18 protein-coding genes and 1 pseudogene are annotated in these 20,330 nt (G+C 68.6%); 8 read left to right on the top strand and 11 right to left on the bottom strand.

Annotation, left to right across the window (positions count from 1 at the left end):
- Both ACGFSB_RS22515 and ACGFSB_RS22510 read right to left on the bottom strand, forming a co-directional pair.
- Positions 1-140, bottom strand: a pseudogene (locus tag ACGFSB_RS22515) (CorA family divalent cation transporter); the annotation flags it as partial.
- A 434-nt stretch (positions 141-574) separates the two neighbouring features.
- Positions 575-1,126, bottom strand: coding sequence for a 2'-5' RNA ligase family protein (locus ACGFSB_RS22510; protein ID WP_393401976.1), 552 nt, complete (start codon positions 1,124-1,126; stop codon positions 575-577).
- A gap of 223 nt (positions 1,127-1,349) precedes the next feature.
- Between ACGFSB_RS22510 and ACGFSB_RS22505 the strand changes: the two genes are divergently transcribed.
- Positions 1,350-1,661, top strand: coding sequence for a hypothetical protein (locus tag ACGFSB_RS22505; protein ID WP_393401974.1), 312 nt, complete (start codon positions 1,350-1,352; stop codon positions 1,659-1,661).
- Positions 1,662-1,846: 185 nt separating this feature from the next.
- Here the strand turns inward: ACGFSB_RS22505 and ACGFSB_RS22500 are convergent, their stop codons facing one another.
- Positions 1,847-2,785 carry a DMT family transporter gene (locus tag ACGFSB_RS22500; protein ID WP_393401971.1) on the bottom strand — a complete coding sequence of 313 codons (939 nt, stop codon included), beginning with the start codon at positions 2,783-2,785 and terminating at the stop codon, positions 1,847-1,849.
- Between the two features lie 154 nt (positions 2,786-2,939).
- On the opposite strand from ACGFSB_RS22500, the gene ACGFSB_RS22495 reads away from it, so the two are divergent.
- Positions 2,940-3,392: an Lrp/AsnC family transcriptional regulator gene (locus ACGFSB_RS22495; RefSeq protein ID WP_393401969.1), complete on the top strand. Its 453-nt coding sequence runs from the start codon at positions 2,940-2,942 to the stop codon at positions 3,390-3,392.
- A gap of 77 nt (positions 3,393-3,469) precedes the next feature.
- Here ACGFSB_RS22495 and ACGFSB_RS22490 read toward each other — a convergent pair whose 3' ends face one another.
- Entirely contained in the window at positions 3,470-3,802 is a 333-nt protein-coding gene (locus ACGFSB_RS22490) for an ATP-binding protein (protein ID WP_393401966.1), read from the bottom strand.
- On the opposite strand from ACGFSB_RS22490, the gene ACGFSB_RS22485 reads away from it, so the two are divergent.
- The 4 genes from ACGFSB_RS22485 (at position 3,792) to ACGFSB_RS22470 (ending at position 8,538) form a co-directional block, all read left to right on the top strand.
- Complete coding sequence (locus ACGFSB_RS22485) at positions 3,792-3,962, top strand: hypothetical protein (RefSeq protein ID WP_393401963.1); 171 nt, start codon at positions 3,792-3,794, stop codon at positions 3,960-3,962. The genes ACGFSB_RS22490 and ACGFSB_RS22485 overlap by 11 nt on opposite strands.
- Before the next feature lie 1,098 nt (positions 3,963-5,060).
- Positions 5,061-6,029, top strand: coding sequence for a hypothetical protein (locus ACGFSB_RS22480; protein ID WP_393401961.1), 969 nt, complete (start codon positions 5,061-5,063; stop codon positions 6,027-6,029).
- A gap of 114 nt (positions 6,030-6,143) precedes the next feature.
- A complete protein-coding gene (locus ACGFSB_RS22475) occupies positions 6,144-7,670 on the top strand; it encodes an amino acid permease (protein WP_393401958.1) in 1,527 nt (508 codons plus the stop codon).
- A 67-nt stretch (positions 7,671-7,737) separates the two neighbouring features.
- On the top strand, positions 7,738-8,538 hold the full coding sequence (locus ACGFSB_RS22470; protein ID WP_393401955.1) for a GNAT family N-acetyltransferase: 801 nt from the start codon (positions 7,738-7,740) through the stop codon (positions 8,536-8,538).
- A 239-nt stretch (positions 8,539-8,777) separates the two neighbouring features.
- Here the strand turns inward: ACGFSB_RS22470 and ACGFSB_RS22465 are convergent, their stop codons facing one another.
- From ACGFSB_RS22465 to ACGFSB_RS22435, 7 genes are all read right to left on the bottom strand, one after another.
- On the bottom strand, positions 8,778-10,082 hold the full coding sequence (locus ACGFSB_RS22465; protein WP_393401953.1) for a lipase family protein: 1,305 nt from the start codon (positions 10,080-10,082) through the stop codon (positions 8,778-8,780).
- A 163-nt stretch (positions 10,083-10,245) separates the two neighbouring features.
- Complete coding sequence (locus ACGFSB_RS22460; RefSeq protein WP_393401951.1) at positions 10,246-11,058, bottom strand: amino acid ABC transporter ATP-binding protein; 813 nt, start codon at positions 11,056-11,058, stop codon at positions 10,246-10,248.
- Between the two features lie 66 nt (positions 11,059-11,124).
- Positions 11,125-11,973, bottom strand: coding sequence for an amino acid ABC transporter permease (locus ACGFSB_RS22455; RefSeq protein ID WP_393401948.1), 849 nt, complete (start codon positions 11,971-11,973; stop codon positions 11,125-11,127).
- Positions 11,970-12,803, bottom strand: a complete 834-nt coding sequence (locus ACGFSB_RS22450; protein ID WP_393401946.1) for a transporter substrate-binding domain-containing protein — start codon at positions 12,801-12,803, stop codon at positions 11,970-11,972. Before ACGFSB_RS22450 ends, ACGFSB_RS22455 begins: the two co-directional genes overlap by 4 nt.
- 211 nt (positions 12,804-13,014) lie before the next feature.
- The gene (locus ACGFSB_RS22445; protein ID WP_393402021.1) at positions 13,015-13,704 is read right to left on the bottom strand and encodes a response regulator; all 690 of its coding nucleotides are present in this window, start codon (positions 13,702-13,704) and stop codon (positions 13,015-13,017) included.
- Positions 13,705-13,742: 38 nt separating this feature from the next.
- The gene (locus ACGFSB_RS22440; protein ID WP_393402018.1) at positions 13,743-14,933 is read right to left on the bottom strand and encodes a sensor histidine kinase; all 1,191 of its coding nucleotides are present in this window, start codon (positions 14,931-14,933) and stop codon (positions 13,743-13,745) included.
- Positions 14,934-14,996: 63 nt separating this feature from the next.
- A complete protein-coding gene (locus ACGFSB_RS22435; protein WP_393401943.1) occupies positions 14,997-15,926 on the bottom strand; it encodes an alpha/beta fold hydrolase in 930 nt (309 codons plus the stop codon).
- A 489-nt stretch (positions 15,927-16,415) separates the two neighbouring features.
- On the opposite strand from ACGFSB_RS22435, the gene ACGFSB_RS22430 reads away from it, so the two are divergent.
- Both ACGFSB_RS22430 and ACGFSB_RS22425 read left to right on the top strand, forming a co-directional pair.
- Positions 16,416-16,808, top strand: coding sequence for a hypothetical protein (locus ACGFSB_RS22430; RefSeq protein WP_393401940.1), 393 nt, complete (start codon positions 16,416-16,418; stop codon positions 16,806-16,808).
- Positions 16,809-16,814: 6 nt separating this feature from the next.
- Complete coding sequence (locus ACGFSB_RS22425) at positions 16,815-20,285, top strand: NACHT domain-containing protein (RefSeq protein WP_393401938.1); 3,471 nt, start codon at positions 16,815-16,817, stop codon at positions 20,283-20,285.
- Positions 20,286-20,330: the final 45 nt, after the last annotated feature.

Raw genomic sequence — 20,330 nt, 5'->3', positions numbered from 1 at the left:
CCCGCCATCAGCAGAATCGCGAACGGATACCCCGCCGCCCACTTCAGCTCCGGCATCGTCTCGAAGTTCATCCCGTAGATCGTCCCCACCAGCGTGGGAGCAAACAGAATCGCCGCCCAAGACGAGATCTTCTTGAACTCTGCGCCTGCCGAAAAATCCATCCGTGCAGATCAGGCGGCGTGTTGGTACTCGTGGAGGACTCCGCCGAGGTGGTCTCTCCGGCGCACCCTCAGTTGGGTGATCTGCGCGTGAGTGAGTGGTTCGGGGACAGCGCGCTGAGGTGCTGCCTGGTCTAGTGCTTGGTGGGCCGGTGGAGGTTGTAGTGCAGCTCGAACTGGCGCATCGCACGGCGCAGATGGCGCTCGTTCCAGATGAGGGTGCGGTCCAGCAGTTCGTGGCGGAAGGTCTGTACTCAGCGCTCCATGATCGCGTTCATGCGCGGTATTCGTCTTCCGGTGCGCACGACTTGGATGCCGGCGTTGTTCAGGATTTCGTCGACGAGGGCGGGGTATTTTCGCGTCCCGGTCTCGGATCAGGTAGGCGATGGTGGCTTGTGCGTTCGTCAGGTCCATGGTCAGGTTGCGGTCGGCTTGGCTGACCCAGGCTGCGGTGGGACGCCGAGCGGCACGGTGAACCGCGGCTGCCAGCCTTCCTCCGTCAGCACCACCAGCTGGACCGCCGTCGCACGGGTGTGCAGCGGCAGCAGGCTGCCGATCGCAGCGCGGACATGGGCGGCAGCTGTCGGGTTGTCCGCACCCATAGCGACCGTGACATGGGCGGCGGGCTGCGCCCCGAAGCGGCCCTTGTACGGGCGCAACCCGGGCCAGTGGGTGCGGAACGCATCGACGATCGTTTGGAGTCCCGGAACGGTGACGGCGACGAAGCCGGATTCCGTCACGACCTTCTCCAAGAGCAGATCAGCTGCCGGGAAACTCGTAGCCAGAGAACGTACGCCCTTCTCGTCCTGGTCTGTCAGCGCCGATTCCGGCACGAACGGGTAGAGGAGCGAGACGTGCGCCGGCACCCCACGGCGCACCAGAGCTGGGTCGATACGCCACGCCGCCTTGAGGAGCGGGGCGGCATCGGGCAGGACAATAACGACGGCAGTGGTCCCTGGCTCTGGCACACCATCATCATCGCAGGCCAGTCCGCTACTGCGCGCGTTGCACTGGGAGGTGGGCGAGGGCAACGAGTTGGGCGTGGTCGAGGCGGTCGCGGCCGACGTGTTGGCGTGGTGATCCACGCCCCGTATGGTGCCCGCTTCCGTCCGGGACGCGCTCGATGGGGGCTCGTCCGGCGATGCTGCCCTCGCGTGTGGCTCCGGGTTTGGGTTCTGACTCACTTTCCGGATGTCGTTGGTGATCTTGTCGCGGCCTGTTGGCACGGAGGTGTTGTACCCCCTGGGACTGCCGGATTTGCAACTATCGGATGTGCCCTCGGCCGCCCCCGGCCAACAGCCTGGCTCAACCGCCCGTCGTGCGACCATCGGCTATTCGCACGCACCGTGGTTCCACCTGGAGATCACCAACAGCATCAATTCCGTGGATGATCTTGAGGTCGGCTGCTTTGCATCGAGCCTCGTTGCGAGGAGGCCAAGTCTGCGGCGAGAAGCCGGACCGGCATCGAACTGCGCCAAGATCGTTCACGGAATCGTGGCCTGAACCAAAATCACCGTCGCTTACAGGTCTTCCACCTGGTCAGATAGTTACAGCCAGGACCCCGCTCATAGGGGCATCCGTGACACGTGATGGTCGGTGCTCGGCGCGAGTTCGGCGGGCCGAGGCCCCGGACGTGCGACGGCCCCTTAGATGGTTTCAGGTTCAGGGAAGCTGGGCCTCCTGGGCCTTCAGACGCGCTCGGTGGCCGGGCTCGGCTCGGGAACCGCGGCTTTCTCGACGCCTGTTCGGCGTTCGATCAGTCCGAGGACCACACCGGCGATGATGACCATCCCGCCAAGGGCCTGGGTGAGCCGGACTGTCTCCTTGTTGATCACCACGGCACCGAGCACACCGAACACGGGTACCAGGTTGAGAATGTTGACCGCGACGCTCGAAGTCATCCTGTGCAGGCCGTAGTTGTAGAGGAGGAAACCGCCGACGGAACACGCCACGGCCAGATAGACGAGCATCGCCGAGGCCGAGGCGTCCGGCACTCGCCAGTCCCCGATCTCCAGGAGTGAGGCGAGCAGGAAGCCGGCGGCGCCTGCCACCGTCTGGTGGTAGGTGAGGTTCACGGCATCCTGCCCCCGGCCCGCGTACTTGCCCAGCACGTTGTATCCGGCCCACATCAGTCCGCCGAGCAGGAGCAGCACGTCACCGAACCAGCGTGCGCTGCCTCCGACTTCTGCCCCGTTGCGTACGACCAGGAAGGCTCCCAGCGCGGCGAGCAGCACGCCGCTGACCCGGAGCAGCGGCATCCTGGTCCGCAGGAGAGCCAGCTCCAGAAGCATGGTCATCAGCGGATAGGTGGCCACGATCAGGGAGGCGTCCGAGGCGGTCGACAGCTCAACGCCGATGTTCTCCAGCACGAAGTAGGCCGTGATGCCGAGCAGGCCGCTCAGGTAGATCATCCGCCGCTGGCGGGCATCCGGCGGGGCGACCGGGGTGCGGCGTATGCGCGCCATGATCGCGAGCAGCACGGCGGCGACAGTGAAGCGGATGGCCCCGATGGTCAGTGGCCCGACGTCCGCCAGTACCTCCTTGGTCACCGCGTACGAGCTGCTCCACAGCAGCGCGGCCGCCACGACTGAACAGATCGCCAGAGCCCTCGTCTTTCGTTCTTCCACCGCTGATGCCCTCTCGCCCGGAACCCCGACTCCGCCCTGACCGCACAGCAACGACGCGAATCATGAACGGGATTTTGGGGATACGCTAGAAAGCAATCCGGAAGAGTGGCAAGGCAGGCGAATATAATTCGGACCCTGAGGAGTGGAGCGGAATGTGGACGAACTAGATTCGGCGTTGCTGCGACTTCTGCAGCAAGACGGTCGGCGCACCAATCGGGACCTGGCACAGGAGTTGGGCATCGCGCCCTCCACCTGCCTGGAGCGAGTGCGCGCCCTCCGCGAGCGCGGTGTGCTGCTCGGATTCCATGCCGAGGTGGACCTCCCCTCGCTCGACCGAGGGCTGCAAGCGATGATCGCCGTGCGAGTGCGGCCGCCGACGCGTGCCGTCATTGAGCAGTTCAAAGCCTTCGTGGCGCGCATGCCCGAGGTGATCGCGGTCTTCGTGCTGACGGGCACCGACGACTTCCTCCTCCATGTCGCGGTTCGCGACACTGACCAGCTGCATTCCGTGGTTCTGGACAAGCTGACCGAGCGGCGGGAACTCGCAGACGTACGCACCTCGGTGATCTACGGACATCTGCGCAAGAACATCATCGAGCCGATGTGAGAGGGCGTTAGGTCCCTTCTCTCTCGGTTCGTGATCGCTCGATCGTTGTAGTGATCGCCGCATGAGCCACCACCTGGTCATCGCTGTTCTGGGGGCTGATCAACGACGCCGTTGTCGTTGACCTTGCCGCCTCCGCACCAGGGCTTCAGGGACAAAGTCATCATCCACGGCCGCACTGTGCGCCGGAACCGTTCGAAAGCCAGCGGCAGGAACGCGCGCGGCAGGCCGGGACCATGGCCGCGGACCCCGATCACGGCGCGGGTGTCCGCCCCCATGCCCCGGAGGGTGAGGCGGACGTCGACGTCGCTCCCTTCAGGGGCGTAACGCAGGGCATTGGCGAGCAGATTATCGACGGCCTGCCGCAGCCGGTCCGGGCTGTGGGAGGCCGAGGAGTTCGGAGTGCTGATCATTGGCGGGGGTGTGGAGCCGGATTCCCGCGTCGCGAACAAGGAGTTCGCGGCGAAGCACCGGGTGCGGCGGGTGAATGACGGCGCGCTGACGGAGCCCTTCGATACCTACGCGCGGCGGGAGTTCGAGCCGCTGATCCGGGAGGTCACCTCTAAGGGGTGACGGCCGGTCCACTCGGGCGTGGGCGGTGGCCCCAAGCCGATGCCTGCCGAGACAATGCCTCGCTACGACAGCGTCTGCTCACAGCCAGTGACTACCGCACCGAACTGGCCGAATGATCCAGCGTCTGGAAGGCCGTCATCGGGACACCTGTGCACGCCTGAACGCAGTGCCCCTCACGCTGCCCGCGCACCATCAGCGTCTCTCAACTTGCTTGTTCCTCATGCGACTTGGCTATCTGGCAAGCAACTCGCCTACCTCGCAGGTGAGTTGACAGTGCCCCTTCCATTGGATGCATGGGTGCATCGGGTGCATCGGGTAGGGGTGGCCCCCGTGCGACGGGCGGGCACCGGCGTCCACGGAGAAGATCGAAGTGCTGTCCGGCCAGTCCCAGCAGGTCCGCGACGAGCTGGGCGCGCTCGTCGGCCCTGTTCCGCTTGCCCGTGAGCGCGTGGCTGCGAGCGTCCGAGCCCCGGCAATGCACCGTCTGAGCGGGGCGGCTTGCGGGTCCGGTCACGGACTGCGACGCTCGCCTGCCGCGTGGCCGGAACCTGCGTCTGAGCAACCGAACAATCTTGGGATTCTCTGGTCACGCGCCTCTCCAGGCACTTAAGTACCTGTAGTACCTGTCGGGCACTCGCTACCGGCCAAGAGTGAAAGTCGCCGGCCGGGTTGTGCGTCGGCGGCCGTCCCCGCCCTGCTAGTCGGCCACACCGCTGTCCATTGCATGACCGTGCCACCCCGTCCCAACTGCCCCGAGGGTTCTTCTGCCTATGCTCGCCAGCAGAGCACGCCCTGCGCAGCCGGGCCGCGTACTGAGCCACCGGGTCGCGTCCGAAGGACCCGACGGGCCGCTGCCCGTCGGGCGCGCCACCAGCGCTCGGCATCGCCGTCCCAACTGGCCGGTCGCCGCGTGAAGCCGTCCAGCGCGAAGCCCGGCCTCCCCATGACCTCAGCGGCTCCAGCTGACGGCCCCCTGCGGCCCGCCCCGTGTCCGGTCGGCGAAGGGGGGCGCTGATGGAGAGTTCGAACCCCGCAGGACGGGCGAACCCCGCAGGACGGGCGAACCCGGCTGGCCGGGACACAGACCTCTATGCGGCAGTGCAGGACATTCAGGCGGGTTACTGGATGCAGATGCGGCAGGTGCTTGCCGGGACGGGCAACTGGCCGCAGTGGACATCCCGCACTCAGGTACTGGGGGTCGTCGCAGCTCAGGCCAACGTCGTGGAGTTGTGGCTGAAAGAGGAACCGGATGGCCTCGCCGCCCGGGTGATGTACGCCAGAGTCGCCACCGAACGGGTGCTGCAAGCCCACCGAAGGAACTGGGCGCGTGACTACCAGCGGGCAGGGGACCTGGAGAAGCTGGTGGCTCGGGCCCGGGAGGCGTGCCGCAAGGCGGTCGAGGGGAACCCCGACGACTCGGTGCCCTGGATCTGCCGCCTGGCCCTGGCCGAAACGGACGTGACGGGACGCTACCCGGAGCATCACGTGGCTCCGCCACCCCATGAGTACCTGCTGCCTGGCGGGCCATGGGGCCTGCTGGGGGAAGTGCACCGACGAGATCCGTTCAACCGCGAGGCATGGCACCGCATGTCCCAGGCGCTCCAGACCCGCCCGGGGCCGGCGGGCCGCCAGGCGGTCGCGACGGATTTCGCCCGCTGGACGGTCTCCTTCGCGCCGCCCGACTCGCCACTGCTTCTGCTGCCCCTCTACGCCCGCGTACAGGAGCACCGGGAGCGACGGGACAACGGTGCCGAGGGCATGCTGAACCTGCTGTGGACCAGGGAGGACACCACCCGGGCCGTCACGCAGGCATTCGAGGGCTGGTTCCAGAAGTGTGATCCGGCCACCAGTTCCCAGCTGGATCTGAACCACCTCGCATACGCCTTGGCGAGGGGCGGCTTCGCTCAGTGGGCGACCGAAGTGTTCGACGCCATCGGTGACTTCGCCACGCCCGCCCCGTGGCAGAACGACGCCCGGCACCCCAAGGACCAGTGGCGGAAGGCATTCGAGGAGGACCGCGACGCCTGCCTGAGATCCCACCCACGGCATACGGGAGGACACACATGACGGCCGCTGCGGCGGCCCCAAGGGCGGGCGCCGTCACGTCCCACGTCCCGTCGGCGGCCCGGCAGGCCACCCCGCCTGCACCCCCCCACCTCAGTTTCCCTGTGCGGAGAACCAATGACTTCGGTAAGAACACCACGCCAGCAGCCGAACCCGGTCGACGACGACGGGGATGACGCACGCATACTCCAGTCGCTGGGCTACACCCAGCAACTGCACCGCCGGATGGGGGCTTTCGGTAATTTCTCGGCCTCCCTGTCGGTCATCTCGATCATGTCGGGGACCCTGCTGCTGTTCGGCTACGGCCTGAACGCGGGAGGCCCCGCGGTGATCACGTGGGGGTGGCTCGCCGTCGGGCCGCTGGTGCTGTGCCTGGCCGCGGCCCTGGCGGAGATCACCTCCCGCTACCCCACCAGCGGCGGCCTGTACTACATGGCCCGCCAGCTCGGCGGCGAGCGGTGGAGCTGGTACACCGGCTGGCTCAACCTCCTGGGCCTGCTCGGCGGAATCGCCGCCCAGGACTACGGCATCGCGACGTTCACCGCCGCGTGGATGAATCTGCAATTCGGCTACACGCCGACGCCGGGCTCCCTCCTTGCCCTGTACGCGGTCATCCTCGCGCTGCACGCGGTCCTGAACCTCTTCGGCACCCGGCTGATGAACATCTTGACCTCCCTGAGCGCGTGGTGGCACCTGGCAGGGGCCGTCGCCATCATCGGCGCCCTGGCGCTCGTGCCCTCCCACCACCAGTCGCCCGGTTTCGTCTTCTCCGAGTTCACCAACAACACCGGCTGGAGCGCCCCGGTATACGTGATCCTCCTCGGCATGTTGCTGCCGGTCTTCGCCCTGGCCGGCTACGACACCTCAGCCCACCTGAGCGAGGAGACCAACCACGCCTCCGTCGCCGCGGCCCGCGGGGTCTTCCGCTCGGTGGCGGTGTCCTGGATCGCCGGCGGCATCCTGCTGACCACGCTCCTTTTCGCCATCCAGGACTACACCGCGACCCTGTCAGGACCGACCGGCGTACCAGTGGCGCAGATCCTTCTGGACGCGCTGGGCATGGCGGCGGCCAAGGCTCTGCTGCTCGTGATCATCGTGGCCCAGTTCCTGTGCGGTTACACCGTGACCGCCAGCGCCAGCCGGATGATCTACGCCTTCGCCCGGGACGGTGCCCTGCCCGGATCGGGGCTCTGGAAGAAGATCAGCCGCCGCACCGCCATCCCCGCCAACGCGGTCTGGCTCGCGGTCGCCGTGGCTTTCGTGCTAGCGCTGCCGTCCTTGTATTCCACCACGGCGTTCTCGGCGGTGACCGCCATCTCGGCCGTGGGATTCACCTCGGCGTACGCCATCCCCGTGCTGCTGCGACTCATCCACCGCGACCGATTCACCCCAGGGCCCTGGCACCTGGGCCGCTGGAGCCGGCCGATCGGCTGGGTGGCGGTGGTGTGGGCGGCCGCGGTCACGGTGCTGTTCCTGCTGCCGCAGAGCAGCCCGATCACCACCACCACCTTCAACTACACCCCCATCGCCGTAGTGGTGGCCTTCCTCATCGCCGCCCTGTGGCGGCGCTTCGGACGCGGCTCGTACCACGTGCCCCACTCTCATTCCCCCACTGAAGACAAACAGTTCGAAGGCATCATCTGATGACGGCGAAACCGCGTGCCGCACATGCGGCCTCAACGATCCAACGATCCAGGGGAGTACGGGTACGGTGACTGGCCTCACGGAGTCCATCGAATCGGCGGAGCAACTCACCCTGGCCTGGCGCGCCTTGGTCCTCGACCGCGATGCGGACGCGGATGTGCGGGACCTCCCCGGCATCGCCGTCCGCTGGGCCGACTGCCGATTCTCGTTCTACAACTGCATCACCCTGACCGACCTGGGAGCAGGAGCCGATCTCGTCGCGCAACGCCTGAGCCAGGCCGCGGACATCATGCGCGCGAAGAAGCACCCGGGCTTCTTGTGGCTCTTCGAGGACCTCCTCGACGACGGGGCTCGCGTCGCGCTGGCCACGGCGGCCGAGCAGGCCGGACTGCGGTACGCATTCCCCGGCACGGGCATGGCCGGAGACCTGCTGCCCATCCCCGACCCGGTCCATCCCGACCTGACGTTCGTGCGGGTGCGCACCGACGAGCACCTGCGGGCCTACGCGGATCTCCAATCAAGCGCCTACGGGTTCCCCGTGGAGGAAGGCCGCGACGGACTGGTCGGATCCGCGCACTGGAAAAGCGGGATGTACGCCTATCTGGGGATGCGAGGCGATGTTCCGGTGGCGTGTGCCGCGACGGCCGAAGCGCAAGGCCGCCTCTTCGTCGCCTTTGTCGCCACCGACCCGCAGTGGCAGCGCAGGGGCTATGGCGAGGCGGTCACGCGCAAGGCGCTGTACGAGGGCGCCCGAGCCACCGGGCTGACCCGCGCCACGCTGCACGCGACCGTCGCCGGAGCCCCCGTATACCCGCGTATCGGCTTCACACCGAACTCGCCCATCCACTTCTACAACCTGAAGGAGTGAGCCGACGAGGTTGGCCCACGTGTACGAGGTCGGCCTCAGGGGGGGGCGGACCAGGACGGCCCACCGCCGGACCGGCGGCTGGATCCGGCGGGCGAGACGAAGGAACGCGATTACTCATCTTGCCGCACCGCTCAACAAGCTTCTGAGCCGCGTGGACGACTGTCCGGCAGGCGCAGTGCGGGACCCGTTCGTGTGCCTGGCGCCGTGGCCGGTCGCCAGGCACACCGGTGGCCCCTGGCTCAGGTGCCGCAGTTGCCGGAGGTGGGCTGGCCGGCGAAGCGTTGGCCGAGCCACTCGAGTGCCGGGCCGTTGCCCTGGATCGCCGTGCCCACATGGGACTGCCCGGCGAAGGTCGTCCACTCCACGGCGTTCCCCTTCGCGCACCAGTCGGCCCGCAGCTTCTGCCCGACCGCGTAGGGGATCGTCTCGTCCGCGTCCCCGTGGTAGAGGAACGTCGGCGCTGACGGCTGCTCAGACCCGATCAGTTGTCCGGCGATGGCCCGCTGCCAGTCCGGCTCCTCCAGTGGGTTGGACGTCGTCACGTCCTCGATCGTCTTGCCGCGCCCGGCCTCCAGGACCGTCCCGATGCACTCGCTGCGGACCACGTCGGCGAGCTTGCGGCCCTCGTCGTTGAGGTACTTGTCGAGGTTGAGGGACGGGTCGGCGGCGTTCTGTCCGACGGCGGACATCAGCAGATATCCGGCGCTGTCCCCGCCCTCGAGCGAGTCGGCGACCTTGGCGAGATCGGCGGGCACACCGCCGCTCGCCGTGCCCTTGACCTTCAGCTCGGGGGCGTACGTCGCGGCCATCTCGGCAGCCTTCGCGCTGGCGCCGCCGCCCTGCGAATAGCCCATGATGCCGACGGGTGCCTCGGCCGACACCCCGTACTTCGCGGCCTCCGGGTGCCGCTGGGCCGCGCGAGCCGCGTCGAGCACCGCGGTGCCCTGCGCCTTGGCGACCATGTACGTGTGGTCGCCGGGCGTGCCGAGTCCCTCGTAGTCCGTGACGACGACCGCGTAGCCGCGTACGAGCGCGGCATTGACGAGCGGCGCCTCGGTCGTCGTACCGCCCGGGAAACCGGCGGACGGCGCGCACTTGTCGCCGAGGCCGACCGTGCCGACGGCATAGGTGATCAGCGGGCGCGGAGTGGTCTTGCCGTCGTCGGGGGCGATCACGGTTCCGGAGACGACGTTGGGTCGCCCGTCGGCCGAGGTCGACCGGTAGGTGATCTTCCAAGCTTTGGTGGGGGTCGGCTGGCCCGGGGTGTACTGGAACGAGGACGGCTCCGAGCTGAGGATCTCGCCGGGGGCGGTCTTCTTCCCAGGCTTCTTCCGGCCAGGACCGCGGTGCTTGTCCTTCCGGTGCTTCCCGGCACCGGGGGCCTTCTCGGCGACCTGCGGTGCGGACCGGGCCGAGGGGCTCGCGTCCGGAGTGCCGACCGAAGCGTCCGCGCCCTGCGCGGCGGCCGACCCGGGCAGCCCGAGCACCGCCACCGCGAGGATGGCACCGGCGGCCACTGGTCGTCTGCGTAATGCTGACATCATGCGGCTCTCCCAACTCTCCTGTGGGCAAGGGGGGTTGGGCAGCACCGTACTGACCCGTCAGTAGGACAGCCATAGGCGTGCAGTGGTCCGTCCGTGGCGACACCGGCCATGGCAGACAGGCGGCCGGTGTCGCACCCCTCGACCGTGCCCTCCGTCGGCCAGGTCAGGCGGTGTCCGCGGAGTCGTCAGCCGTGGTGCCGCTCGCGGGTGCGAGCACGCGGGCGAGGAAGGCGCGGGTGCGCGGGTGGCGAGGGCTGCCCAGGACCTCGTCCGGGGTGCCCTCCTCGACGATCACGCCGTCGTCCATGAAAACGACGCGGTCGGCGACTTCTCGGGCGAAGGCCATCTCGTGGGTGACGACCAGCATGGTCATGCCTTCGTCCGCGAGGGAGCGCATGACGGCCAGTACGTCGCCCACGAGTTCCGGGTCGAGCGCGCTGGTCGGCTCGTCGAACAGCATCAGCCGCGGGCCCATGGACAGGGCTCGGGCGATGGCCACACGCTGCTGCTGGCCGCCGGAGAGCTTGGCCGGGTAGCTGCGCTCCTTGTCCGAGAGCCCGACGCGGGCCAGGTTTTCCCGGGCTACCCGCGCGGCCTCTTCCTTGCTGCGGCCGAGCACCCGGCGCTGAGCGATGGTCAGGTTCTCAAGGACGTTCAGATGGGCGAAGAGGTTGAACTGCTGGAAGACCATTCCGATGTGGCGGCGCACCTGGTCGATGTCCGCGTCCGGGTCGGTGATGTCCGTTCCGGCGACGAACACCGTTCCCGCCGTGGGCTGTTCGAGGAGGTTCGCGCAGCGCAGCAGTGTCGACTTGCCCGAGCCCGAAGGGCCGATCACGCAGACCACTTCGCCGGGCCGGATGGTGAAGTCCACACCCCGCAGGACCTTCAGGTCACCGAAGGACTTGTGCAGCCCTCTGATGTCGATCGCGGTGGCCGGGACGTCTGCGGGTTCGGCCTTGCTGGTCGTCGTCATGTCCGCGTCCCTGCTCCTGTCATCCGTGGCTGTCTGTGGTGGTGTTGAGGTGGTCTCGCTCATCGTTCACCTCGCCTGAGCATGGCGTGCCTCAAGACGGCGCACCAGGAAGCCGAGCGGGACGGTGACCAGCAGATAGCACAGTCCGGCCACGAAGATCGGCGTCGTGTTGGCCGTCTCGCTCGCCAGGTCCCGGCCGAACTTGGTCAGTTCACGGGTCTGCAGGGACACCCCGAGGAACAGCACCAGTGAGGAGTCCTTGAACAGCAGCACCAATTCGTTGGTGAGGGGCGGGACGATGATCCGGAATGCCTGCGGGATCACGATCGATCGCATGGCCAAGCCCTGTGACATGCCGAGCGTCCGGGCGGCCTCCAACTGGCCGCGGGGCACCGCCTGGATGCCGGCCCGAATCGTCTCGGCCATGTACGCGGCGGCCACCAAGCCCAGCGCGACGGCGACTTGACCGTACGCCCCGCCCGGTATCACCACTCCGGGGAAGGCGAGCGGCACCCCGACGCCGATGAAGATGAAGATGAGCAGCGCGGGCAGGCCGCGGAAGATCTCGATGTACAGCGCCGCGAGCCAACGGTAGGGGGCGACCGATGACAGCCGCATCAGTGCGATGACCAGGCCGAGGACGAGACCGACACCGAACCCGGACAGGGTGTACAGCACCGTGTTGGCCAGTGCCACGGTGAGCAGCTCGGGGAACATCCGCTTGGCCACCGACAGTTGCAGGAACTGCTCCTGGAGCTGGTGCCAGTCGGCGAGCCCGGCGACGGCCGCCACGGCGGCGAGGAGGACCACGTACTGCGCCGTGCGCAACAGACTGCGCCGGCGCCGCGGTGAGAGACGGCGCCGGGCGGTGAGGGGCGGTGGCTGCGCGTCCGTAAGGGGTGTCTGGGTGGTCACCGGGCATCGGCTCCTTCAGGCATCGGGCCGATCCACTGCTCGTAGAGCTTCTTGTACGTCCCGTCCTTCTTGGACCGTGTGATGGCCTTGTCGATCGAGGCCAACAGCTTCGGGTTGCCGCTCTTCTTCACGGCGAAGCCGTAGTGCTCACCGGTGGCGACGGTGCCGACCAGCTTGAACTTGGCCGCGTTCGCGGGGTCCTTGAGCCAGTTCGCGACGACCGGGTAGTCCTGGATGATTACGTCCACCTGGCCCGTGCGCAGGCCGTTGAGCTCGGCGTCCGAGCTCTCGAAGGACTGCGGGTCGAGGCCCTTGCCGTGTGCGGTCTCCTCGCCGGTGGTCGAGGACTGCGAACCCAGCTTCAGCTTCTTGGACTTGACGTCACCGAGGCTCTTCGCGGCGACGCCCTTGCGGGCAAGGAGTGCCTGGTCGGCATCGAAGTAGGGGACGGAGAAGTCGAGATGCTTCTTGCGCTCGTCGGTGATGGTCATGCCGGCGGCGGCCACATCGCAGACACCGGCGTTGAGGTCCGCGCCGGTCTTGATGGTCTCGAAGGACTTGTCCACGATCTGCTGTTTCACGCCGATGTCTTTGGCGACGAGGTCGATCATGTCGACGTCGAACCCGACGACTTTGCCGTTCTTCTCCGACTGGAACGGCGCGTACGGCAGATGCGTGCAGGTGGTGAGCTGGTCGGCGGTGACGAGGCGGACGCCGTCCGCCGTGGTGGCGGCATCACCGTCCTTGCTACATGCGGTGACGGTGAGGGCCGTGCTCACGGCCAGGGCGAACGGGACGGTACGGCGCAGGAGACTTCCGTGGAACGGCACAGCGTTACCCCTTCGGGAGAGGGAGGAACATACGGCGGGACCACCCGAATAGGGGCAACTATGCAGGTCAGAGCCATAGTTGCGACCTCCGATCGGATGGAATTGCAGGTCGGCACACCCTGCACCGACCCACTACGGAAAGTCCAGTGCTGATCTTGTGAATCCCTTGGTGCAGGCAGGCAGCACCGGGTGGTGGCCGACCCGTGGTGGGTCAGGTGACCAGGCCCCGGCGGTAGGCGTAGACGACGGCCTGGACGCGATCGCGGAGGCCGAGTTTGGTGAGGATGCGGGACACGAAGGTCTTGACGGTCTCCCGGCTGATCAGGAGCGTCGCGGCGATCTCCCTGTTGGACAGGCCGTCCGCGATCAGACGCAGCACCTCCAGCTCCCGGGGGGTGAGCGGGAGATCCGGCGACGAGCCGCCCTCGGCGGGCCTGATCCGGGTGGCGTACCTGCCCACCAGCTGGCGCGTCACCTCGGGATCAAGGAGGGCCGCGCCGGTGGCGACGGTCCGGATGCCGAGCAGCAGCCGGTCCGGCGGCGCGTCCTTGAGCAGGAAACCGCTCGCCCCCGCGCGCAGCGCCTCATAGACGTACTCGTCCAGGTTGAACGTCGTCACCACGAGCACCTTGACGGGATGCGGCACTCCGGCGCCGGCCAGCAGGCGGGTGGCTTCGATGCCGTCCAGCCCCGGCATCCGGATGTCCATCACCACGACATCCGGGCGCGATCGTCCGACGAGGGCGATGGCGGCCTGCCCGTCCTCGCACTCGCCCGTCACCTCCATGTCGGGCTGGGCGTCGATGATCGTCACAAGGCCGGTGCGGATCAATGCCTGGTCGTCACAGACCAGGACCCGGATCGGTGCTGCTCCACCGTTACCTGGGGCGCGTGTGGCCACGACCGGCTGCCCGGCGCGCACGACCGGCTCACCGGCGTTCACGACGGCCTCCCCGAAGGGATGCGTGCTCGTACGACGAAGCCACCGTCCGTGCGAGTGCCCGCGCTGAACTCGCCGCCCAGGACGTCGACCCGCTCCCGCAGACCGGCCAGGCCCCGCCCGCTGCCGCCAGGGGACGCCGCCCGGGGCCTGAGCGCCTCGGTGCTGACCTCCACGGTCATCTCCTTCTCGCCATGGTGGACCCGGACCGAGGTGCGGATGCCGTGGGCGTGCTTGAGGGCGTTGGTCAGAGCCTCCTGCACCACCCGGTAGGCCACCAGGGCGGCACTGCCGGTCGACTCCGCCGGGGTGCCCTCCTCGGTGAACTCCACCGGCTGCCCCGCCCGGCGCGTCTGCTCCACCAGCGTGCCGACCCGCCCGATGTGCGGCGCCCTGACCTCCACCGCTGCTGTTCCGCGCACGGTACCGCGCCCGGTGCCGTAGGCGGTCCCGTGGTCGGGATTGAGCAGGTCGAGCAGGTGCCGCAGGTCGCTGATGGCCTGCCGACCGGTGTCCGAGACGGCACTCAGGGTCTGTTCGAGGCGCTCTGGCGCGGCAGTCAGATAGCGGGCCGCCTCGGCCTGCACGACCATCGCCGTCACATGATGGGTGACCACGTCGTGCAATTCGCGGGCGATACGGGTGCGTTCGGCGGTGCGGGTCTCCTCGGCGACGTGGCGCCGGCGCTCGGCCTCCGCGGCCCGTGCGAAGCGCAGCCAGGTTCCCATGCCCCACACCAGGGCCGTCACCACGTAGAAGAGCACGAACTCGCCCACCGGCTCGCCCGACCCGAGCCGGGAGAGGGCGACGGCCAGCGGCACGTACGCCACCGAGAGGGCCAGTGCGATGCCGCGCCGGTGCCGTTCAAGACGGGACCCGGCGCCCAGCAGCGCGAGCGCCAGGCCCGTACCCGCCAGTGAGTGGTAGCCGCGCAGTTGGTCGGCGGCGAAACCGAGCGACACCAGGGTCAGACAGACCGCGGGACACCGGCGGCACACCATCAGGGGCAGGCACTGCAGGGCGATCGCCACTACCGCCAGCGTGTCGAAGGCGCGGCCGGGTACCCCGCCGACCTGCGTGCCGTGGTTCTGCATCGACGGTACGAACGACGCGGCCAACAGAAGCGGCCCGAGCGGGAGGTACCAGGACGTCAAGTCGAACCGGCGCCACTGGCACCCGAGTTGACGCAGTCGGGCCTGGGCGGCTTTACGGAGACCAATCACCGGACGAGCGTAATGGTGGCGGCGAACCGCTCATCGCAGGTCGTCGGTGGCCTGTGCGGTGACCTGCCGTACGGCCTTGACGGCGAGGTCGGGCCGATCGACGTAGATGTAGTGGCCGCTCTTGGCGGCGGTGCTGAGCTTGCTGTCGGAGGAGAGCCCGAGCCACTGCGTCTGACCCTTGGACCACATCTCTTCCAGGGCGGGACCGTATTCGGGCACCTCTGCGTACTGGCTCTCGTGCTTGATGATCTCAACGGGGATGTCTCCGGCGGACCGAACCTTCGCGTCCTCGATGACGAACCGCTCCGGGTTCTTGCCGCCGTTGACCGTGAGGGTCTGCGCCCGCAGTTCGGCGCCCTGGCCGGTGGCCGACTCGGGGATCACTTTCGAGAAGCCGGCGTTCAGCGCCGGGATCGTGGCGTCCATCAGGACCAGGCCCTTGACCCGGTCCTGATGGTCAGGGGCGTAGCGGGCGGCGATCAGTCCGCCCAGCGAGTGGCCGGCCAGGACGGCCGGACCGTCACCGACTGCCCGGTCGAGCACGGCGGTCAGGATCTTCGCGCTGTCGGCCTGGTGCTGGACGCCGTCCGGCTTGTCGCTCGCGCCTTCGCCGAGACGGTCGTAGGAGCAGACCCTGGCCTGCTCGCTCAGGGTCTTCCGCAGGTCGGCCATCTTGTCGAGACCATCACCCGCACCGGCAAGGAGCAGGATGACCGGCTGGCTCTTCTCCGCCGCCTCGCCGGAGCAGGAGACGTTCACGGACAGGTCCCCGACCTTGATCTTCTTGGTTCCGGAAAACGTGTCGCCAACGGCTCCTCCGCCGACGGCGTCATCGACGGCATCTTCGATGGATTTGTCGGCGGCCTTCTCGGCGGAGCTCTCCTCGCAGGCAACGAGCCCCGCGCCGGCCACGGCACAGCACAGTGTGGCCATAGCGGTTGCCTTGATGGTGCGCATCATGAGGAGCTCCAAGAAGAATTGGGGGGAAAGTCCGGTGATTCCGAGGCGCGGTGGCCATGACTGAACGCTAAGGAAACGGCGATCCGGAATCGTCACCCCCGGGAGGGCACTTGCACGTGGCTCACATGGGGGACAGAAAGAAGGGCACTAAGCGTTGCGCCAGAGCTGAGCCCGCCGCGAGGCGCTGCAGGTGGCCATCTTCACGCTGGGGCCGTCAGCTTCGAGGCACTGGCCGTTGTCGGCGTTCCGCAGCAGGGAACCGCCGGAGCCGGACGTCGTTCTTGTTGTTGATGATGTTGTACGTCGCGCCGCTCGCCGATGCGAACTTCCACGGCTCCACGCTGTCGGAGCCGCAGGCGGGTATGGGAACTCGGCTTGAGTGAACCGCCAGGGGCGGGCGCACCGCAGGTGACGTTCGCGTCCGATGATGCGTCAGTTGCCCTACGCTCGATGCGCGAAGCCTGTTCAAGTACGCGCGAAGGGGTGCCGATGGAGCCGATAGCGCCGGAGCTGCTGATGGCTCTCGCGGGTGGCACGGCCGGTGCCGCCGGGCAGCAGATATGGACGACCCTGCGCGGCCTGGTCCTGCGCCGGACGGACGCGGAACCCAGCGGCGAGGGCGAGTTGAGGGCGCTCGCCGCCGCCGTCGGGAGCGAGGAACGCGCCGCGCGTGCGGAGCGGTTGGTGCAGGTGCTTGCCGAACGGGCCCGGCAGGACCCGGTGTTCGCCGATGCGCTCCGGGAGTGGCGGCAGAATGCCATCGACGTCGTGCGGACCGGGTCCGGCGATGTGCACAACGAAATCTCCGGCGGTCGGCAGGGGACCGTCATCCAGGCCCGTGACATCCATGGCGACATCAACCTCGGCAACCACGGCGGATAGGCGCCGGTGACGGGGCACGGGCAGCAGCCTTCGGGGGACACGCACAACACCACCAGTGGTGGACAGCAGGGCTTCCTCATCCAGGCGCGCGACATCATGAACCTGTACGTCCAGCCGCATGTGGCGGTGGGCGTACGAGGTCTTGTCGCGGGCTTCGGGCTCTATCTCCTCGCCGTACGGCCCGAGTTGCCGCTGCCTCGCGACTACGACCCGGGGCCGTCGCGGCTCGGCTGGCTGCTGCTGGTCCTGGCCCTGGTGTCGGCCGTCGCCGCGCGTGCGCTGGCGACGTGGCACAGCAGGCGGGAGAGGACCTGGCAGTCGCCGGAGCACCTCCAGCGGGTCGAGGACGGTCTCGCCGAGGTGCTGCGGCGGCAGTACGCCCGCGACGAGCGGTTGTTGCACATCGCGGAGCCCCATCCCATCGAGGTGGAGTGGACACCCGCGGGGGACAGGCCGCACGCCTCCGTGTCCGAGTACTTCGAAGGCACTCCCGACCGGCGGCTCGTCGTCCTCGGCGACGCGGGCGCGGGCAAGACGGTGCTGGCCCTGCGGCTCGCCTCCGAACTGCTGACCGACCGCACCCGGCACCCGCCGCGTCCCGTGCCCCTCGTGGTGTCCCTCGCGTCCTGGAACCCGCGCCGGGGCCTGGCCCAGTGGCTGGCCAGGCAGCTCGCCGCCGACTGCCCCCAAGTGTGCACACCCGTGCCCGGAGCCCGTCCCTACGATGTGGCCCTGTACCTCCTGCGCTCCACCGACCGCGTCCTGCTGATCCTCGACGGATTCGACGAACTCCCGGCAGCACGCCGCAAGGGCGCCCTGCGCCAGCTCGGCGAGAGCCTGCGGGGCCGCCCGTTCGTCCTCACCAGCCGTGCGGACGAGTACCGCGAGCACGCACCCGACCCGAGCGTGTTCACCCGCACGGAGATCGTCCTGCAGAGCCTCACGGACGACGCCGTGAGCACCTACCTCAATCCCTCGAGCTCGGACCGCTCCCCCTGGGCACCGGTCCTGGAGCGTCTGCGCGATGGGGGTGACGTGTCCGCCGAGGTGGTGTCCCTGCGCGAGGTGCTGCGTGTCCCGCTCATGGCCGGCCTCGCCCGGGTCGCCTACGGCTGGGGCGGAAAGGACCCCGGAGAACTGCTGTCCCAGGGCCGGTTCACCGAAGAGGGCACGCTGGAAAGGCACTTGTACGACGCCTTCCTCGACATCGCCTACAGCGCCTCCCACGATGTACGGGCCGAACACGGCGGCTGGGAGCCCCGCGAGGCGCGCCGGTGGGTGGGTTTCCTCGCCGCTCGCATGAAGGCCGCCAACGAGCAGGACTTCGCGTGGTGGCGACTGCAGGAGGAGATGCCGTGGCCGGTGCGGGGGCTGTGCCTGGTTCCCGCGTATCTGCTCCTTGTCGTACTGGTGGTGCGGACCGAGGTGGGGGCCGCGTGGTGGGGTGAGTGGCTGCCGATGTGGGCCGCGTTCGCGCTGACCTGCCTGCTCACGCTCTACGGGTTCGCCGCCGACCCCGACGACGAGCGCCCCTCTCCGTGGCGGTTCGCCCGGCCCACGGGAACGCGGGTGCGTACGGCGCTGCGGGCACGGGATACGCGTCTTGTGGTCGTGACCTCGGTGCTCACGGCCGGGGCCGCCGTCGCCGCGGCCGTGGCCCACTGGTGGGTGGTGGCGGTCATCTGCGTGGGCCTCCTCGGGGCCCAGCTGCAGCCGGTGGTAACCGCCGTGTGGAAGTTCGCGGATCCGGCGGCGGGCCTGTCACTGAGGGAAGCGCTCCGGGCCGACCGGCGCGTGGTGCTCACTCTGGGCTGGCTGGCGCCGATTCGGCTCGGTCCTGGCGATCCGGGGGCGTCGCTGTTTCCGCTGGCCCTGCCGCCGGTGGTGTTCGGCCTCTGGCAGCTGACCGACCGCAGCCCGCAGGTCGCGACCCCGCGCGACTGGGCGTTCGCCGTGGCCGTCACCCTGCTCGCCTGGTGGCTGTACGCCGCTGGGATATCGGCCTGGGGCCGGTACAGCGTGGCCCGCGGCTGGCTCGCGGTCACCGGCAGGCTCCCCTGGCGCCTCACGGCGTTCCTCGAGGACGCGCACGCCCGAGGGGTGCTGCGGCAGGCCGGGGGCGTGTACCGCTTCCGGCACGTCGAGCTGCGCGACCGTCTGGCGGAGACCTACGACACCGGTGAGCCTCAAGTCCGCACTCCGTTGCGGGCGCCGCTCGCGCTTTCGGCCGCTGTCGGTGGTCTCCTCGCGCTGGTCGTCCTCTTCTTCAGCGCCATGGCCGCCGAACCGCCGCCGGACCCGGTCGTCTTCGCTCCCGAGGCGTGCTCGCTCCTTGACAGCCACGAGATGCGGCAGGTCATGACCGACGGCACGAAGACGGGCCCTACGAAGACGCGTCCCGTCACACTGTCGGGCCAGTGGCCGGCCATCCCTGGCAACAATATGTGCGTCGCTGCGGAACAGTCCCCGTTCGCACCCGACGTGGAGATCGGGATCGCCGCCGTGGGCTGGCTGTCGAACAAGGACCGTAACGCGGTCCGGTACGCCACCGAGCAGTTCCGCACCATAGGAAAGTCGTCCCTCGCCAAGGGGGAGCGGCGGCTGGCAGGGCTCGGTGACGAGGCCGTCGAACTCGTCAAGAAGGACGGGTTCGGGATGACGGCCATGGAGACCGAGCCCTGGCAGACGATGGTGCGGGTACGGGTCGGCAACGTGCTGCTGGCCGTCACCTACGCCGAGGAGTTCGCCGGCCGGGAGCGCACCAGGGAGATCGCGCAGATCCTGATGCGCGACTTCCTGCGGCGCGCGGACCTGGACGACTCCGATGGCGGGGCCGTGTCGGGGACGCAGGAGGCGAGCCGGCGTCGGCTGTCCGACGTTCCGCGCACCAAGGTCCCGAAGCAGGACAACCGACTGGCCAGGTACAGCCACATCCAGGGTCGCCCCGTGCACGGGGCGACCTGGAAGAAGAAGGAGCGGTCGTACGTGTGGGCAAGCGATCGCCTGCCGTTCGTCTTCCGCGCGCCCAAGCCGCTTCGCTGCCACACCGGCGGCGAGGGCGATCTCCTCACGTACGAGTGTGAACGGAGAGCCACGACGACAGCTGCCGCACCGGTGCCCGACATCAAGATCCGGATCGCATCCAACCTCGGCTGCGGGACCTCTTGCCACGAACGGGACGCCGACGCCGACGAACGCGCCCTGGTGACGTACGGCGACCCGCGCTGGACGAGCGTCCCGTCGTCGTCCGACCGCGTCGCGGTCGCCCATGCGCAGGAGACCAGGGCCGTGGGCGGGGAGCAGCGCTACGCCATGTATCTGCGTCGGAGTTTCGTCTGGCACAGCAAGGGCAAGCAGCTGACCTGGCGGTTGTGGGTGAAGGTGGATGTGCCGGAGAAGGACCGGGCCTTGGCCCAGAAGGTGGTGAACGACATCTTCACCCAGTCCGGCGGCAGGACCGGGCTCCGGCGCGACTGAGCGGCCGCGAAAGTGTCACGTTCCCCGGCCGCCGCACGTCATCGG

It is taken from the genome of Streptomyces sp. NPDC048441 (genome assembly GCF_043200235.1).
GTDB lineage: Bacteria > Actinomycetota > Actinomycetes > Streptomycetales > Streptomycetaceae > Streptomyces.
Note: the sequence above shows the minus strand (reverse complement) of the source record. Positions and strands in the feature narration are given on the sequence as shown.

Bases quoted from the DNA above. Each gene is read 5' to 3' on its own strand.
- ACGFSB_RS22505 (WP_393401974.1), top strand. From the start codon at position 1,350: ATGTCGTTGGTGATCTTGTCGCGGCCTGTTGGCACGGAGGTGTTGTAC.
- ACGFSB_RS22490 (WP_393401966.1), bottom strand. From the start codon at position 3,802: ATGATCAGCACTCCGAACTCCTCGGCCTCCCACAGCCCGGACCGGCTG.
- ACGFSB_RS22475 (WP_393401958.1), top strand. From the start codon at position 6,144: ATGACTTCGGTAAGAACACCACGCCAGCAGCCGAACCCGGTCGACGAC.
- ACGFSB_RS22465 (WP_393401953.1), bottom strand. From the start codon at position 10,082: ATGATGTCAGCATTACGCAGACGACCAGTGGCCGCCGGTGCCATCCTC.
- ACGFSB_RS22460 (WP_393401951.1), bottom strand. From the start codon at position 11,058: ATGACGACGACCAGCAAGGCCGAACCCGCAGACGTCCCGGCCACCGCG.
- ACGFSB_RS22435 (WP_393401943.1), bottom strand. From the start codon at position 15,926: ATGATGCGCACCATCAAGGCAACCGCTATGGCCACACTGTGCTGTGCC.
- ACGFSB_RS22430 (WP_393401940.1), top strand. From the start codon at position 16,416: ATGGAGCCGATAGCGCCGGAGCTGCTGATGGCTCTCGCGGGTGGCACG.